Genomic DNA, 14,502 nt, shown 5'->3' on the forward strand with positions numbered 1-14,502 from the left:
ACGCCTAAATTTGATAGTTTATAGGATTTATTTTGATTAATACAATTACAGGAAAAAAAGATTTAATAGAATACTTAAGAGGTAAAAGTGCAAGTTTTCTTTTAAGTCTAAGTAATACAAAAACGGCAAATATAGAAGGAATTACACAAGCAGGAATTCCAGGGCTTATTTACTTAACTCCAACCCTTGATAGTGAATTTGTTTGTACAGGAGAAGTTAGAAGTTTAGAAAATATAGCTGAAACGCCAAAAGGTGTACCAACACCTGCTTTAATAACAAGGGCGATTCATCTTTTAAAACCATATTCAAATATTGAAGTTTTAAATTTAGGATTAGAAATAAAACCAAAAGTAGACTATTTTAAATTAAATGATTTTGATATAAATCCATCAAATCAGATTGATTTAGGTGCACAAATTGATGCAATGGGTGTTTTTCAAAAAGGTTTAGAATTTGGAAAAAACTATGAAACAAAAGATGATTATATTATATTGGCTGAATCAGTACCTAGTGGTACTACAACAGCTGCGGCAACAGCATTAGCCTTAGGATATGATTGTAAAGATTTATTTAGTAGTTCTTTTAAAACTGTACCAAACTCTATTAGAACTCAAACTATAAATAAGGCTTTAGAAAACATTGACAGTAAAGACGAGTTATTTGATATATTAGGAAAAATTTCAGATAATATGCTTATTTTTAATGCAGGATTTATTTTAGGTTTAAACAATAAAAAACCACTTATTTTAGCAGGTGGAACTCAAATGGCTTGTGTTCTTTTAATTGTAAATAAAATATTAGAAATTATGGGCGGAGAGTTTGATACTAGTAGATTAGCTTTATGTACAACAAAATGGGTATATGAAGATAAAAATAGTGATATAAAAGCATTATTAGAGATGTTAGATTTTGAGATTAATTCATATTATGCAGATTTTGATTTTTCATTATCATCCCATCCTGCTTTGAAACTTTATGATGAAGGTGAAGCAAAAGAGGGTGTTGGAGCAGGTGGATGCTTAGTTTATGGATTATTAAATGGTTTATCAAAACAACAAATAACAAATCAAGTCGAGTCTTTTCTTGGATAATAATAAAAAAATCCTCTATTTTGGTGGGCAAAAAAGTGGAAAAAGTCTTTTAGCTGAGAAAAAGGCATGTGAACTAAGCCAACATAAAAAACCTTTTTATATAGCAACCTATGACAATAGTTTTGGTGATGAAGAGATGATAAAAAGGGTTCATAAACACCAAAATCAAAGGCTTGATAAATTTATAACTTTAGAAGAAACAAAAGAGTTATCTAAAGTTATCAAAGAAGATGAAAGCTATTTGATTGATTGTATCTCAATGTGGATTTTGAATAGACTTGATGATAATGAAGATATTTTATTAGAAGAGTTAGAAAAAATCTCAAAAATTAAAGCGAACATAGTTTTTGTTTTAAATGATGTAAATTCAGGGGTAATTCCTATGGATAAGATTTCACGTAAGTATATTGATTTAAGTGGAGTTATTGGTCAGAAGTTAGCTTCTTTTTGTGATGAAGTTTATGAAGTAAAACTTGGGCTTCCTCAGAGGTTAAAATAGTGAAAAATATCTCTATTTTTGGAACATCATCTGATGCAGGTAAATCAACTATAACCTTTGTTATTGCAAAAATATTGCAAGAAAAAGGATTAAATGTAGTTCCTTTTAAAGCCCAAAATGTCTCAAATAATGCCCATGTATGTGATGATGGAAGAGAAATTGCTATAGCACAATATTTTCAAGCAAATGTATTAGGAATAGATACTTCATATCATTTAAATCCAGTATTATTAAAATCTGGACGTGGAAGTAGTGCTTCTGTTATTGTTGAAGGTAGGGTTGTTGAATCAAAAGATGTAAGAGCATATTATAAAGACTTAAATTTATTGAAACCAGCAGTAAAAAGATGTTTTGAGTATTTAGATTCAAAGTATGATGTGGTTGTTTGTGAGGGGGCGGGAAGCCCAGTAGAATTAAATCTTATGGATAAAGATTTATCAAATATATTTATAGCTGATGAATATAATACAAAAATAATACTTGTTGCAGATATAGAAAAAGGTGGAGTATTTGCTTCCATTTATGGAGTTTATAATCTCCTTCCCAAAAAGCTTAGAGAAAATGTAATTGGTGTTATTGTAAATAAATTTCGTGGAGATATAACTTTATTTGATGAGGGTATAAAAATTATTGAAAATGATTTTAATATACCAGTACTTGGCGTATTGCCATATTTACCTTTTAATCTAGGGTTTGAAGATTCTCAAAGTTTAAAAAACTATGTGCAAATAAAAGAAAATCCAATTATAAATGTAGGGGTTATTTCATATCCCTATATGAGTAATTATAATGATTTCGAGCCCTTAATTGCTGATAAATCAATAAATCTACAGTTTATCGAAACAAATATTCTTCTTGATAAGTTTGATATGATAATTTTGCCTGGTTCTAAACTTGTAATTAAAGATTTATTATGGATGAAATCAACTGGTTTATTTAATACAATAAAAGGTTTTGAGAAAACTATTTTGGGTTTATGTGGAGGATATGAAATGATGTTTGAAAATCTTTTCGATAAATATGCTCTTGAAAACCATGAATCAACAAAAGAAGATGGATTTGGTTTTATAGTAGATGATATAATATTTGAAAAAGAGAAAATATTGAAAAAATCTTCATATGAAATTTTTGGATGTGATATAAAAGGTTTTGAAATTCATCATGGTCAAAGTAAAAAATATCCATTGTCTTATGAGTCTAAGAAAATCAAAGGTACCTTTGTCCATGGTATTTTTGATAATGACAATTTACGAAATAAAATATTTAGTGAAATTAACTCTATGTATAAACCTTTCAATTTTAAAGAGTATAAGTTTAATGAGATAGATAGTTTTATTAATACTTTAAAATCAAAATTAAATATTGATTTAGTAATGGAAAAAATAAATGAGTAAAATAAATGATATAAAATTAGGTCTTAAATTTTCAGTTAGCTATTTCTCTATATTACCTATAAATTTTAAAGAAAATGATGATTTATCAAAAAAAGATATATTAAATTATATGCTTTTTTTCTTTCCTTTTGTTGGTTTTATTTTAGGATTGATAACTCTAACAATTCTAAATTTAACCACCAATCTTGCTTGGATAAGTAGTATAATTGCTGCTGTTGTATATATGGTTCTTTATGGTTTTTTACATACTGAAGCAATACTTGATGTAGTTGATGCAATATATGCCAAGCATTCAAATAAAGATGCCTATGAAGTTATAAAAGACCCAACAGTTGGAGCAATGGGAGTTTTATATTCTGTGGTTTTTGTAATATTAAAAATATCTTTTTTAGTCTTTTTATTTAAAAATCATTATGAATTTCATCTTTTAGTAGTATTAATGTTAAGTCGTTTAATGGTTTTATATAATATAAAACTATTTGATTTTAAATCATATTTTGTAGAAACTTTAAAAAAATCATTGAGCTCGAATTGTTTGATTTTTTCAACTATTTTTGTATCTATCTTATCTATTTTTATTATTGGTTTTAAATTTTTATGGATTCTTATACTTTCTTTTATTTTCTTAATTGTTGTTACAAACTTTTTGAAAAATAAACTTGGATTTTTAAATGGGGACACAATAGGAGCAACCTTGGAATTAAATGAATTGTTTATGTTGTTTACTATATTAATATTTTTTGTATGATTACATTACTTAGACATGCTCCATTACCAATAAAATATCAAAAAAGATATATTGGACATTCGGATATTAATATAGATTATTCTTTAATTGATAAAGAAAAAATTAAAAAATTATCTAATATAAATTATGACTTACTTTATTCATCAGATTTAATACGATGTCAAAAAACTTTAAAACTCATTACAACAAAAGATTTTATTATGAGTGAACAGTTAAGGGAAGTAAAATTTAAATCTTTTATTGAAGAAAAAAATTTTGAAGAGATATCAAAACTTACAATTTATGATGAAAAATATCTTGAATCTGAGTATTTATGGCATTCTTTTATTTGTGATGAAACAAAAAGCGAGTTTCAAAATAGATTAATAAATTTTATAAATAATCTTCCTAAAAATAAAAACATATTAATATGCACCCATGCGGGTGTTATAAAAGAATTAGCTTTTTTTTTTAAAAAAGAACAAATAAACACTATAGATTATTTAGAAACTTATAGTTTTGATTTATAAATATAACTAAAACTTATTATACTTTTATAACTTAATTTAATAATAAATTAAACTTAATTAAAATATAATTCACCATTATAATGGTTTGATTTTTGCTTTTAAACTTTTTGGCAAATGAGCAAATACAATTTTACTGTTTTTCAAATGTTCTCCTTTTTCAAATATACTAACGTCCAGAGTCATATTTGAGGTATTAAAAGATAGTAATTTAATTGTTTGATTGTTTTGTTCATACGAGAAATTTTTAAGTTTCAAGTCAATAATTGTTTTTTTAGCCATGAGTCTCCTTCTGTATCAAACCATTATAAAAAAAGATTTCTTAAAGGATTTTATGATGGGTCAAAAAGAACATATTACAGCAATACCCTCAAATAGATTACAGTATTTCCCCGTTATGATGTTTGCAGTTGTTATGGGGTTTTCAGGATTAACATTAGTTATTGGAAAGTTACAACATGAACTATTCTTTCCTCACTTTATTGTTTCATTTTTCATATTTTTAACAACATCTTTATTTTTTGTAATTTCATTTTTTTATTTAAAAAAACTTATTACTTATAAAGAAGAGGTTAAAAAAGAGTTCACACATCCAATTAGAATCAATTTTTTTGCAGCAATATCAATCTCAATGCTTTTGTTAGGACTTATATATAAAAATTCAATTGCTGAATTATCACATATATTTTTTATTTTAGGTGCTTCTTTACACTTGTTTTTAACATTTTACACAATTAAGTATTGGATTAACAATAATCTTGAAATACAACACTCTAATCCTGCTTGGTTTATACCAATTGTTGGAAATATTATTGTTCCAATTGTAGGAAAAGGATTTGTTGGGGATTCTATTTTATATTTTTTCTTTTCAATTGGTATTTTCTTTTGGATTGTATTATTTGCAATTATTTTAAATAGAATTATTTTTCATAATCAATTTGCACCAAAATTTATGCCAACACTATTTATTTTAATAGCACCACCTGCTATTGGTTTTATCTCATATATAAAACTTGAAGGAAATTTAGACTTTTTTGCACATATGCTTTATAGTTTAGGTTTATTTTTTACTATTTTAGTATTTGTAATGTACAAAAACTACATTAAGATTAAGTTTTTTATCTCTTGGTGGGCCTTTACCTTTCCTATGGCAGCTATTTCATTAGCTACTATTTTAATGTTCGAACTTACAAATAATTGGATATATGCAATGTTGTCTTATTTTTTAGCAATGGTTACAATATTTGTGGTATTTTTAGTTGCAAAGGAGACAATAATCCATATGTTCAAAAAAGAGATATGTATTTTAGAATAAACTAAAATACATATAGATATACTCTATTTTTTACTAAAAGGAGTTAATTTGAAATATAATTATATTGGAAAAAGTGGACTTAGAGTAACTCCTATTTGCTTAGGAACTATGACTTTTGGGTCAACTACAGATAAAAAAGAAGCTTTTGAAATTATGGATAAAGCTTATGATAGAGGAATAAATTTTTACGATACGGCGGAACTTTATCCTGTTCCACCTAAAGCTTCATATGAAGGAACTACTGAAAAAATAGTAGGTGAATGGCTTAAAACAAAACCTAGAGAGTCTGTTATTATAGCCTCAAAAATATCTGGTGCTGCTTCTGGATGGTTTGTACCACCAACAAGACATGGTCTTACTGCAATTGACTCATTTCATATTAAAAGGGCAATAGAAGGAAGCTTAAAAAGATTAGATACAGATTATATCGATCTTTATCAAATGCATTGGCCTGATACTGTTGTTCCAATAGAAGAGAGCATGAGAGCCTTTGATGATTTAGTTAAAGAGGGAAAGGTTAGATACCTAGGAACCTCAAATGATACTGCCTATGGACTTACAAAAGCAAATGAGATATCAAAATATGAAAAATTAGCTAGATTTGAGTCTATTCAAAATAATTTTTCGTTAAATAACCCTAGATTTTTAGATGAACTAGCAAATGTTTGTAGAAGAGAAAATATCTCTTTACTTCCTTATTCTCCAATAGGAGGAGGGGTATTATCGGGGAAATATAATGGTGGTTTATATCCTGAAGATTCAAGATTTGGTATTTATATGGCAAATAAAAATCCAAGAGTTCAAGCTATGGCAAATAGATTTGTAAATGAAAAAACTCTAGAAACAACAAAAAAATATATGGACCTTGCAAAAGAGTATGGAATTTCACCAGTAACATTAGCCGTTGCTTATTCTAAACACTTTGATTTTGTAGCTTCTACAATAATTGGTGCTAGAAAATTATCTCAACTTGATGAATCATTAGCTGCTTTAAATTTTGAAATTGATAACGAGTTAATGTCAAAAATTGAAGAGGTTCAAAAAGAGATTTTATATCCTATGGGATAAAAAAGAGTATAGGGTTTCTTATACATAATATAAAAATTGAATACAAAGTAAGAAAAAATGAAAATAAGAGTATATTATGAAGATACAGATATTGGTGGAGTTGTATATTATGCAAACTATTTAAAATTTTGCGAGAGGGCAAGAAGTGAAATATTTTTCAAAAAAGGTGCCTCTCCTCACAATGATAATCAATTTTTTGTTGTAAAAAAAGTTGAAGCTGATTATATAAAATCAGCAATATTCGCAGATGAATTAGAAGTAACAACTAAACTTTTATCAAAAAAAGCTGCTTCATTAGAGGTTTTTCATGAGATTTATAGAGCAGATGAGTTAATTTTTACAGCAAAAATCAAACTTGCATACCTAAAAGATTATAAGCCTACAAAAATACCAAAAGAAATTTTAGAATTTTTTAGCTCAATATAATAAAATACTTTATTATCACAAGCGAATTTATCAACATTTATAAGGTATAATAATATTTTATAATAAAAAGATAATTTTATTATATATTTGTTACTAATTGTTTACTTAAAGTTTAATACAAAAGTAGCTAAAATCTTTAAATTTTATTAGGAAAAAATTCGAAATGGGTAAATTTGTAATAGCATGTATTGAAAGTGATGTTGAGATTTTAGACTCTTTATATAATAAAATTTCAAGAATTGTTGATAGTGATTATATAATTGAAAGTTATGTAAATGCAGAGCAGGCACTAATAAGCTGTTATAATTATATCATTTCAGGTAATGAAATATTAATTGCAATAATAGGTGATAATAGATCTAATATGACTTTAGATGATTTTATTGTCGAATTACATAAAAACTCTCCTAATACAAAAAATATACTTTTTAAAGATGTATGTAATGTATCAACTTTAGAAAGAATAATCAATGAAGCTACAATTTATCAGATGATTCCAAGAAAATTTGAAAGAATCGATTTTGAACTTATAATTTTAGAAGCAATCAAACAAAATGCCCAAGATAGAAGACTTAAAGATTATCAGAAAGTTTTAGAAAGTGCCGTTGAAAAAAGAACTAGAGAACTTAATGATATTAATGTAAAACTTGAAATTTTAGCTACTACTGACTCTTTATGTGGTGTAAATAACAGAAGAGCTTTTTATGAATCATCAGCTCCTATGATTAAATACACAAGAAGAGAAGGTAAAAAACTTGCAGTTTTAATGATAGATATTGATAAGTTCAAAATGATAAATGATATTTATGGACATAATATTGGTGATGAAATCATTAAACTTATGGCTTCTAAAACAGAAAATACTTTAAGAAAATCTGATATTTTTGGTAGATTAGGTGGTGAAGAGTTTGCTGCTGTTTTACCTAATACCTCTGAAAGGGGTGCTTTAAAGGCAGCGGAAAATATAAGATTTGAAATTGAGAATTCTGAATATATTACACAAAAAAACGAGAAGATTAGATTTACAGTTAGTATTGGAGTAGCAATATTAAATTCTGATGATTTAGATTTAGAATCAATATTACATAGAGCAGATTTAGCACTTTATGACGCAAAAAGAAATGGAAGAAATAAAGTTGTTTTATTTAAAGATGGTTCAGAACAAGAAAACTAATTATACAATTTAATTTACCACAAGTTTAATACGATAAAATACCCAAAAATAATAGTTAAAGGATTATTCTGTGCTAGAAATATTTGTTTTGGGCTATTGCCTATATTTTTTTCTAACAATATACACATCATTTATGCAAATAGGATTTGTTAAAAATGCAAAGAAACTTCAACCAATTATATTAGATAATGAAAAATATGAAGTTGCTGCAAATTACTCAATTGAAAAAGAGAAAATTTCTATTGTTTCATCTTTTTATAGTTTTTTAATTTTCATATTTTGGATTAGCTATGGTCTTAATATATTAGATTCTTTAGTTAGTTTTGAATCAACTATTTTAAAAGCTGTAGTTTTTGTAAATCTATTTATCATTATTAATTGGATATTGGGTTTACCTTTTGATTTATATTCAACTTTTAAACTTGATAAAAAATATGGTTTTTCTAATATGACACCAGCTTTATTTATTAAAGATACACTAAAAACAGGGATTTTGTTTTTAGTATTTGGTTCTGCTGTTATTGCAATTATTTCATGGATTATTAGTACTTTAAGTTCATGGTGGATTTGGGGATTTGTTTTTATTTTTGCAGTTATTATTGCTATAAATATGTTATATCCTGTAATTAGAGACAAGATGTTTGATAAATTTGAACCTTTAAAAGATAAAGAATTAGAAGCAAAAATCGAAAAACTTTTAGATGAAGTTGGTTTTAAAAGTTCTGGAGTTTTTTCTGTTGATGCAAGTAAAAGAGACAATAGATTAAATGCTTATTTTGGTGGTTTAGGAAGTACAAAAAGAGTAGTTTTATTTGATACATTAATCGAAAAACTTTCTCATAATGAATTACTTGCTGTTTTAGGTCATGAGTTAGGACACTTTAAAAATGGTGATATTGTTAAAAATATAGGAATAATGGGATTTGTAATGTTTGTATTTTTCGCAATTTTTGGAAATTTAAGTGAAGAGATATTTTTAGGATTAAAGCTACAAAATGAATCATATGCGATAATTACTGTATTTTTAATCTTTTCTCCAATTTTATCATTTTTCTTAATGCCTTTAATTTCATTGATTAGTAGATATAATGAATACGCAGCAGATGAATTTGGGTCAAATATGCAATCAAAAGAAGATTTAATAAGTGCACTTTTAAAACTTGCAAATGAAAATAAATCATTTCCTCTTTCTCACCCAATTTATATATTTTTCTACTACTCTCATCCACCTTTAGTGGAAAGATTTAAAGAATTAGGTTATGACGTTCATCAAAACAATAATGACGATGCTCTAAAAGATAGTATTTTTAATTTAAAAACTCATGGATAACTTAAATATATTAGCTATAGTTTCAGCTCTTTTTGGGCTGATTCTAGGTGGATTAATTGTTTGGTTAATTTTAAGACAAAAAATAAATCTTTTAGAAGAAAAACTTATTTTTAGTGAAGCCTCAATTTCAAAATTAGAAAATGACTTAATTTTTCAAAAAGATTCAAATATTGAAAAAGCAGAATTGCTAGAGTCTAAATTTTTAGATAATTTGGAGTTTGAAAGAAGTAAATCAAATCTTCAACAAGAGCAATTAAGAAATGAGTTTGCAATAAAAGAGGAAAACTTAAAAGAAAAAATTGAACTTTTGGAAAACTCTAAAGAGAGTTTAAAACAAGAATTTCAAAACTTAGCAAATAAACTTTTTGAAGAGAATACAAAAAAATCCAATACCAATTTAAATCAAATATTAACTCCTTTTAAAGAACAGTTAAATATGTTTGGAAAAAGAGTAAATGATATTTACAGTGAAGAAACAAAACAAAGAACTTCACTTTTAACAGAAATAAAGAACTTAAAAGATTTAAACAATCAAATCTCACAAGATGCTATTAACTTAACCAAAGCATTAAAAGGTGAGAATAAAACTCAAGGTGATTGGGGAGAATTGATTCTTTCTAAAATTCTTGAACAAACAGGACTTAGAGAAGGTATTGAATATACTACACAAGGCTCTTTCACTGACAATGATGGTAAAAGATTAAGACCTGATGTTATTGTACATTTACCAGCTAATAAAGATATAGTTATTGACTCAAAAGTTAGTTTAAATGCATATTTAAAATTTACAGAGTCCAATAATGAAGTTGAAAGAGAATTGGCTGCAAAAGAGTTGATAAAATCAATTTATACACATATAAAAGGTCTAAGTGTAAAAAGCTATGAAAATATTGATGCTGTTAAGACTTTAGACTTTGTATTGATGTTTATTCCAATTGAGGGTGCTTTTATGCTTGCAGCATCAAAAGATAATAACCTTTTTAAAACAGCTTTCGAAAACAATATTATGCTAGTTTCCCCTTCAACACTTTTTGCAACACTTAGAACAGTTGAAAATATTTGGAGATATGAACATCAAAATGAAAATGCATTAATAATTTCAAAAAAAGCTGCGGATTTATACGATAAATTTGCAAGTTTTGTAAATGATATAGAAACAATTGGAATAAATATTAATAGAACACAAAAAGCTTATGATGATGCAATGAAAAAATTAAGTTTAGGGAAAGGTAATCTACTTAGACGAAGTGAAGAGTTTATAGAACTTGGTGTAAAAGCAAAAAAGAAAATTGATACAACAAAGCTACTTGATGAATAGATTTTTTTTCTTTAGTATATTGTTTTGTTCTATTTTAAATGCAAATCCAATTATAAAAAAACATTTTAGTTACTATGATATATACCCTATAAATAAACATAAACTTGAAGATAGTATGGATGAAACTTCTCCTATATATAATAATGGGAATGTAAGACATGGTACAGTTAACTGGAAAATTAAATATTTTTATAAAACAGTTAGAAAAAATGGTATTTGTTCTATTGCTGAGGCTAAAACAAAAGTAGATATAACATATTATGTACCTAAACTTGCAAGTAACTATACACTCCCAGATGGCACAAGAACAGTTTTTCAAAGATATTATAATATTTTAAAAAACTACTTGGATAAGCACACCTCTTTTGCTCTTGATGCAGCTTTAGAAATAGAAGAACAATTGCCTAAGGTAGAAAAAGTTAGTAACGATTGTAATATAGTAAAACAAAACGCAAAAAATCTTGCAAAATCAATTTTAAAAAAGTACAAAAAGAAAAATAAAGATTTTGAAATAAGAACATATGAAGGATTCTTAGAGGGTGTTAGAAAAGAAAACCTTCTATAATTATTTAAAGAAGGTTCTTATTTTTAAATCATTTAATATATAAATAGCTATAACAGCACAAATAGTTCCAAGTAATGTATTAAAACTAACTTTTTCATTTAAAAAAATCGCACTTAAAATCAACGCAGAAGAGGGTACTAAAAATATAAATGAACTAACTTTTTTTGTTCCAAGTTTTTCAGTTCCAACAAAATAAAAAGATGTAGCAAAAGTTGTTGAAAGTAAACTAATACTAATAAGATTAATCCAGAATATATAATCAAAATTAACTATTTTAGTAATTATATTAAAATCAATGAAAAAAACACCTACTATAATTGTTGTTATTGTATATACATAAAAGGTAAATACAAAAGGTGAGATGTTACTTGCTTTTGAACTTGTAATTGTTAGTAAAGGCCAAAGAATTGAAGCTAAAAGAAAATATATGTTTTGTATCGAAAAAATTTCATTAATATCAAATTGCCAAATATTTAACATAGTTATAACTCCAAAACCACCAAGAATTAGAGCAAATGAGTGTTTTAGGGATATTGTTTTTTTATGCCAAAGTGCCAATATTACAAAAGTATTAATTGGGATTAAAGTAGTTACTAAAGCTCCACCAAGCCCAGCTGTACCATTTTTTACACCAAGGAAAAACATTATTGAGTATAAAAGTAGTATCAATGAAGCTATAAGTATTAAAGCACTTGATTTTAGATTTAGTCTAAAATCTTGTTTTAAGTAAATCATTACAGGAATCATTGCTAAAATTGAAATTCCCATTCTGAAAAATACTACTTCGTAAGCATTTATATAATTTGTCAAAAACTTAACATTTACCCAAGATGCACCCCAAAATACCATTGAGAAAATCATCATAATATAAAAAAATCTTTTATTCATATTTTTTTCTTTTTTAAAAATAAAGATAAATAAATACCAAGAGCTATAAATATAGCCCCGACAAAATGGAAAGATTCTAATCTTTCACCTAAGAAAACAAAGGCTAACATTGAACCAAAGATAGGCATTAAATGTGTAAATTGGCCCGTTTTTTCAGCTCCAATTGTGTCAATTCCTGTATGCCAGAAATAAAAAGATAATAATGAAGCAAAAAATGAAACATATAAAAAGAAATGCCAATTCTCTTTTAGTATGCTAATTTCTCTTTCTATTGTATAATCTTGGTAAAAATACCAAGGAAGTAAAAGTATAAATCCAACATAAATTATTGTAAGGAATAACTCTATATGGTTTAATTCTTTTGGTTTTAATTTTATAATTGTAGAATATGTTGCCCAAACAATAGAACTAGCAACAACCCATAAATCGCCCTTTGAAAAGCTTAAATCTAAAATTGAAGAGATATCTCCTTTTAATATTAAAAATATCACTCCAAAAGTTGATAATAATATTCCAAAAGTTTGAATCTTTGAAATCCTAGTTTTTAAAATTAGAAAAGAAAATACTAAAATTAAAATTGGAATAATTGAATTAATCAAAAGTGCATTAGTAGCTGTGGTGAAATTTAAAGCAATATATAAAAAAGTATTAAATAGTGTGATTCCTAAAAAAGAGCATAATGTAAGAAACAAAAAATTCTCTTTATATACTTTAATAATTTTTTTTAAATCAAGAAAAAACAATAAAGGTGATGTTAAAAGTAAAACAAAAAGCCATCTGAAAAAAGCTAGTTCTAATGGTTGTATATTAGAACTAACAAATCTTCCTAAAATAAAATTTCCTGACCAAAATAAAACACAAAGTGCTAATAAAATATAAACTCTTTGAGTTGTCATTTATTTTAGTTCATTCAACAAAAGAATATCTACTAATTCTCCTGCTTTTATATCTTTACTATCTTCTTTTTGGATTAATAATGCAGGATTTCCTAACATATTAGTTAATATTGCACTTGTCCCTTGTTTTTTCCCTTCAAAGTCAATTGAGTATTCATTGTTTTCATATTTTACATTACAAGCTGTAAATATTGTTTTGTTCATCTTTAATGGAAAGTCTTGGTTTATTCTAGCTTTAACAATTGGAAGTTTTTTATTAGCACCTTCGTAATTGTAAATTAGTGGTAATAAATATAAAATTGCACAAACTGTTGATGAGTATGCAAAACCAGGTAAAGCTAATATAACCTTCTCATCTTTTTTTGCTAAAAGTATATGCATTCCAGGTTTAACTGTTACACCATGAAAAAGAACTTCTGCATTAAGTTTTTCTTTTATAACATCTTGAACAAAATCATAATCACCAACTGAAACACCACCTGTTGTAACAACTATATCAGCTTTTTCAAGCCCACTTTCTAAAAGCTTTGTAATCGAATCTATATCATCTTTTACTACACCCATTTGGATAGTATTTGCACCAGCTTTTTTTGCTAAGGCTTCAATTGTTAGATGATTAGAGCTTCTAATTTGAGATTCATTTATTTGTTCTTCACCTAAATCAAGTATTTCACTACCTGTACTAGCAATAGCAACATTAGGCATACAATAAACAGGAATTTGAGAAATATTTAAAGAAGCAAGTACACCAATCTCTGCAAAACCTATAATTGTTCCCTCTTTAATTAAAACTTCACCTTTTTTGTAGTTTTCACCAATCTCTCTAATTGCAAAACCTTTAGGTACCTCTTTTGTAACTTTTATTTTATTATTTATAACTTCAACATTTTCAATTGGTATTAAAGTATCAGCACCATTTGGAATTAAAGAACCAGTAAAAGTTTTAATACAAACACCATTTGAAACTTCAGATTCAACAACACAACCTGCAGGATTTTTATCAATTATTTCAATAAAATCATTTTTTTGATCTTCAAATTTTATTGCATATCCATCCATTGCCGATGTTGGATATTGAGGTGAATTTTCATCTGCTGAAATATTGCAAGCCAAGACTCTACCGATACAATTTGTAAGAAAAAGTTTTTCCTTTGTTTTAGCTTTAAAAATTATATTATTTAAAATTGTTAATGACTCATCATAACTTATAAATCTTTTCATATAAATCTCCATGTAATAGTAGCGCTATAGTAGCATAGGGTATAAAAAAAGTAACTTTAGCAA

At 26.2% G+C, this 14,502-nt stretch carries 16 protein-coding genes; 12 read left to right on the top strand and 4 right to left on the bottom strand.

Features of this window, described 5'->3' with window-relative positions; all coding sequences use genetic code 11:
- Window positions 1-32 precede the first annotated feature (32 nt).
- The 5 genes from cobT to FDK22_RS13640 are packed head-to-tail and all read left to right on the top strand — an operon-like array spanning window position 33 to window position 4,241.
- A complete protein-coding gene (gene cobT, locus FDK22_RS13620) occupies window positions 33-1,091 on the top strand; it encodes a nicotinate mononucleotide-dependent phosphoribosyltransferase CobT (RefSeq protein WP_420836719.1) in 1,059 nt (352 codons plus the stop codon).
- Window positions 1,084-1,590 carry a bifunctional adenosylcobinamide kinase/adenosylcobinamide-phosphate guanylyltransferase gene (locus FDK22_RS13625; RefSeq protein WP_138153529.1) on the top strand — a complete coding sequence of 169 codons (507 nt, stop codon included), beginning with the start codon at window positions 1,084-1,086 and terminating at the stop codon, window positions 1,588-1,590. The genes cobT and FDK22_RS13625 overlap by 8 nt, the downstream gene beginning before the upstream one ends.
- The gene (locus FDK22_RS13630; protein ID WP_138153530.1) at window positions 1,590-2,984 is read left to right on the top strand and encodes a cobyric acid synthase; all 1,395 of its coding nucleotides are present in this window, start codon (window positions 1,590-1,592) and stop codon (window positions 2,982-2,984) included. The genes FDK22_RS13625 and FDK22_RS13630 overlap by 1 nt, the downstream gene beginning before the upstream one ends.
- Window positions 2,977-3,732 (top strand): adenosylcobinamide-GDP ribazoletransferase, encoded by a 756-nt coding sequence (locus tag FDK22_RS13635; protein ID WP_138153531.1) that lies wholly within the window; start codon window positions 2,977-2,979, stop codon window positions 3,730-3,732. Before FDK22_RS13630 ends, FDK22_RS13635 begins: the two co-directional genes overlap by 8 nt.
- The gene (locus FDK22_RS13640) at window positions 3,729-4,241 is read left to right on the top strand and encodes a histidine phosphatase family protein (protein ID WP_138153532.1); all 513 of its coding nucleotides are present in this window, start codon (window positions 3,729-3,731) and stop codon (window positions 4,239-4,241) included. The genes FDK22_RS13635 and FDK22_RS13640 overlap by 4 nt, the downstream gene beginning before the upstream one ends.
- Window positions 4,242-4,316: 75 nt before the next feature.
- Here FDK22_RS13640 and FDK22_RS13645 read toward each other — a convergent pair whose 3' ends face one another.
- Window positions 4,317-4,520, bottom strand: a complete 204-nt coding sequence (locus tag FDK22_RS13645; protein WP_138153533.1) for a malate dehydrogenase — start codon at window positions 4,518-4,520, stop codon at window positions 4,317-4,319.
- Between the two features lie 55 nt (window positions 4,521-4,575).
- On the opposite strand from FDK22_RS13645, the gene FDK22_RS13650 reads away from it, so the two are divergent.
- The 7 genes from FDK22_RS13650 (at window position 4,576) to FDK22_RS13680 (ending at window position 11,434) form a co-directional block, all read left to right on the top strand.
- Window positions 4,576-5,553, top strand: a complete 978-nt coding sequence (locus FDK22_RS13650; RefSeq protein WP_138153534.1) for an SLAC1 anion channel family protein — start codon at window positions 4,576-4,578, stop codon at window positions 5,551-5,553.
- A 48-nt stretch (window positions 5,554-5,601) separates the two neighbouring features.
- Window positions 5,602-6,621 (top strand): aldo/keto reductase, encoded by a 1,020-nt coding sequence (locus FDK22_RS13655; RefSeq protein ID WP_138153535.1) that lies wholly within the window; start codon window positions 5,602-5,604, stop codon window positions 6,619-6,621.
- 57 nt (window positions 6,622-6,678) lie between these two features.
- Window positions 6,679-7,047: a YbgC/FadM family acyl-CoA thioesterase gene (locus FDK22_RS13660; protein WP_138153536.1), complete on the top strand. Its 369-nt coding sequence runs from the start codon at window positions 6,679-6,681 to the stop codon at window positions 7,045-7,047.
- 163 nt (window positions 7,048-7,210) lie between these two features.
- Complete coding sequence (locus FDK22_RS13665; RefSeq protein ID WP_138153537.1) at window positions 7,211-8,221, top strand: GGDEF domain-containing protein; 1,011 nt, start codon at window positions 7,211-7,213, stop codon at window positions 8,219-8,221.
- A gap of 70 nt (window positions 8,222-8,291) precedes the next feature.
- Window positions 8,292-9,551: a M48 family metallopeptidase gene (locus tag FDK22_RS13670; protein ID WP_138153538.1), complete on the top strand. Its 1,260-nt coding sequence runs from the start codon at window positions 8,292-8,294 to the stop codon at window positions 9,549-9,551.
- A complete protein-coding gene (locus tag FDK22_RS13675; protein WP_138153539.1) occupies window positions 9,544-10,869 on the top strand; it encodes a DNA recombination protein RmuC in 1,326 nt (441 codons plus the stop codon). The genes FDK22_RS13670 and FDK22_RS13675 overlap by 8 nt, the downstream gene beginning before the upstream one ends.
- On the top strand, window positions 10,862-11,434 hold the full coding sequence (locus tag FDK22_RS13680; protein WP_138153540.1) for a DUF922 domain-containing protein: 573 nt from the start codon (window positions 10,862-10,864) through the stop codon (window positions 11,432-11,434). Before FDK22_RS13675 ends, FDK22_RS13680 begins: the two co-directional genes overlap by 8 nt.
- Here the strand turns inward: FDK22_RS13680 and FDK22_RS13685 are convergent, their stop codons facing one another.
- The 3 genes from FDK22_RS13685 to FDK22_RS13695 are packed head-to-tail and all read right to left on the bottom strand — an operon-like array spanning window position 11,435 to window position 14,439.
- Window positions 11,435-12,322, bottom strand: a complete 888-nt coding sequence (locus FDK22_RS13685; protein ID WP_138153541.1) for a DMT family transporter — start codon at window positions 12,320-12,322, stop codon at window positions 11,435-11,437.
- Window positions 12,319-13,218 (bottom strand): DMT family transporter, encoded by a 900-nt coding sequence (locus FDK22_RS13690; RefSeq protein ID WP_138153542.1) that lies wholly within the window; start codon window positions 13,216-13,218, stop codon window positions 12,319-12,321. Before FDK22_RS13690 ends, FDK22_RS13685 begins: the two co-directional genes overlap by 4 nt.
- Complete coding sequence (locus FDK22_RS13695; protein WP_138153543.1) at window positions 13,219-14,439, bottom strand: molybdopterin molybdotransferase MoeA; 1,221 nt, start codon at window positions 14,437-14,439, stop codon at window positions 13,219-13,221.
- Between the last annotated feature and the right edge of the window lie 63 nt (window positions 14,440-14,502).

It is taken from the genome of Arcobacter arenosus (assembly GCF_005771535.1).
Taxonomy (GTDB): Bacteria; Campylobacterota; Campylobacteria; order Campylobacterales; family Arcobacteraceae; genus Halarcobacter; species Halarcobacter arenosus.

Coding starts and splice junctions, on each gene's coding strand:
- FDK22_RS13635 (WP_138153531.1), top strand. CDS start 2,977: ATGAGTAAAATAAATGATATAAAATTAGGTCTTAAATTTTCAGTTAGC.
- FDK22_RS13640 (WP_138153532.1), top strand. CDS start 3,729: ATGATTACATTACTTAGACATGCTCCATTACCAATAAAATATCAAAAA.
- FDK22_RS13645 (WP_138153533.1), bottom strand. CDS start 4,520: ATGGCTAAAAAAACAATTATTGACTTGAAACTTAAAAATTTCTCGTAT.
- FDK22_RS13650 (WP_138153534.1), top strand. CDS start 4,576: ATGGGTCAAAAAGAACATATTACAGCAATACCCTCAAATAGATTACAG.
- FDK22_RS13660 (WP_138153536.1), top strand. CDS start 6,679: ATGAAAATAAGAGTATATTATGAAGATACAGATATTGGTGGAGTTGTA.
- FDK22_RS13665 (WP_138153537.1), top strand. CDS start 7,211: ATGGGTAAATTTGTAATAGCATGTATTGAAAGTGATGTTGAGATTTTA.
- FDK22_RS13675 (WP_138153539.1), top strand. CDS start 9,544: ATGGATAACTTAAATATATTAGCTATAGTTTCAGCTCTTTTTGGGCTG.
- FDK22_RS13680 (WP_138153540.1), top strand. CDS start 10,862: ATGAATAGATTTTTTTTCTTTAGTATATTGTTTTGTTCTATTTTAAAT.
- FDK22_RS13685 (WP_138153541.1), bottom strand. CDS start 12,322: ATGAATAAAAGATTTTTTTATATTATGATGATTTTCTCAATGGTATTT.
- FDK22_RS13690 (WP_138153542.1), bottom strand. CDS start 13,218: ATGACAACTCAAAGAGTTTATATTTTATTAGCACTTTGTGTTTTATTT.
- FDK22_RS13695 (WP_138153543.1), bottom strand. CDS start 14,439: ATGAAAAGATTTATAAGTTATGATGAGTCATTAACAATTTTAAATAAT.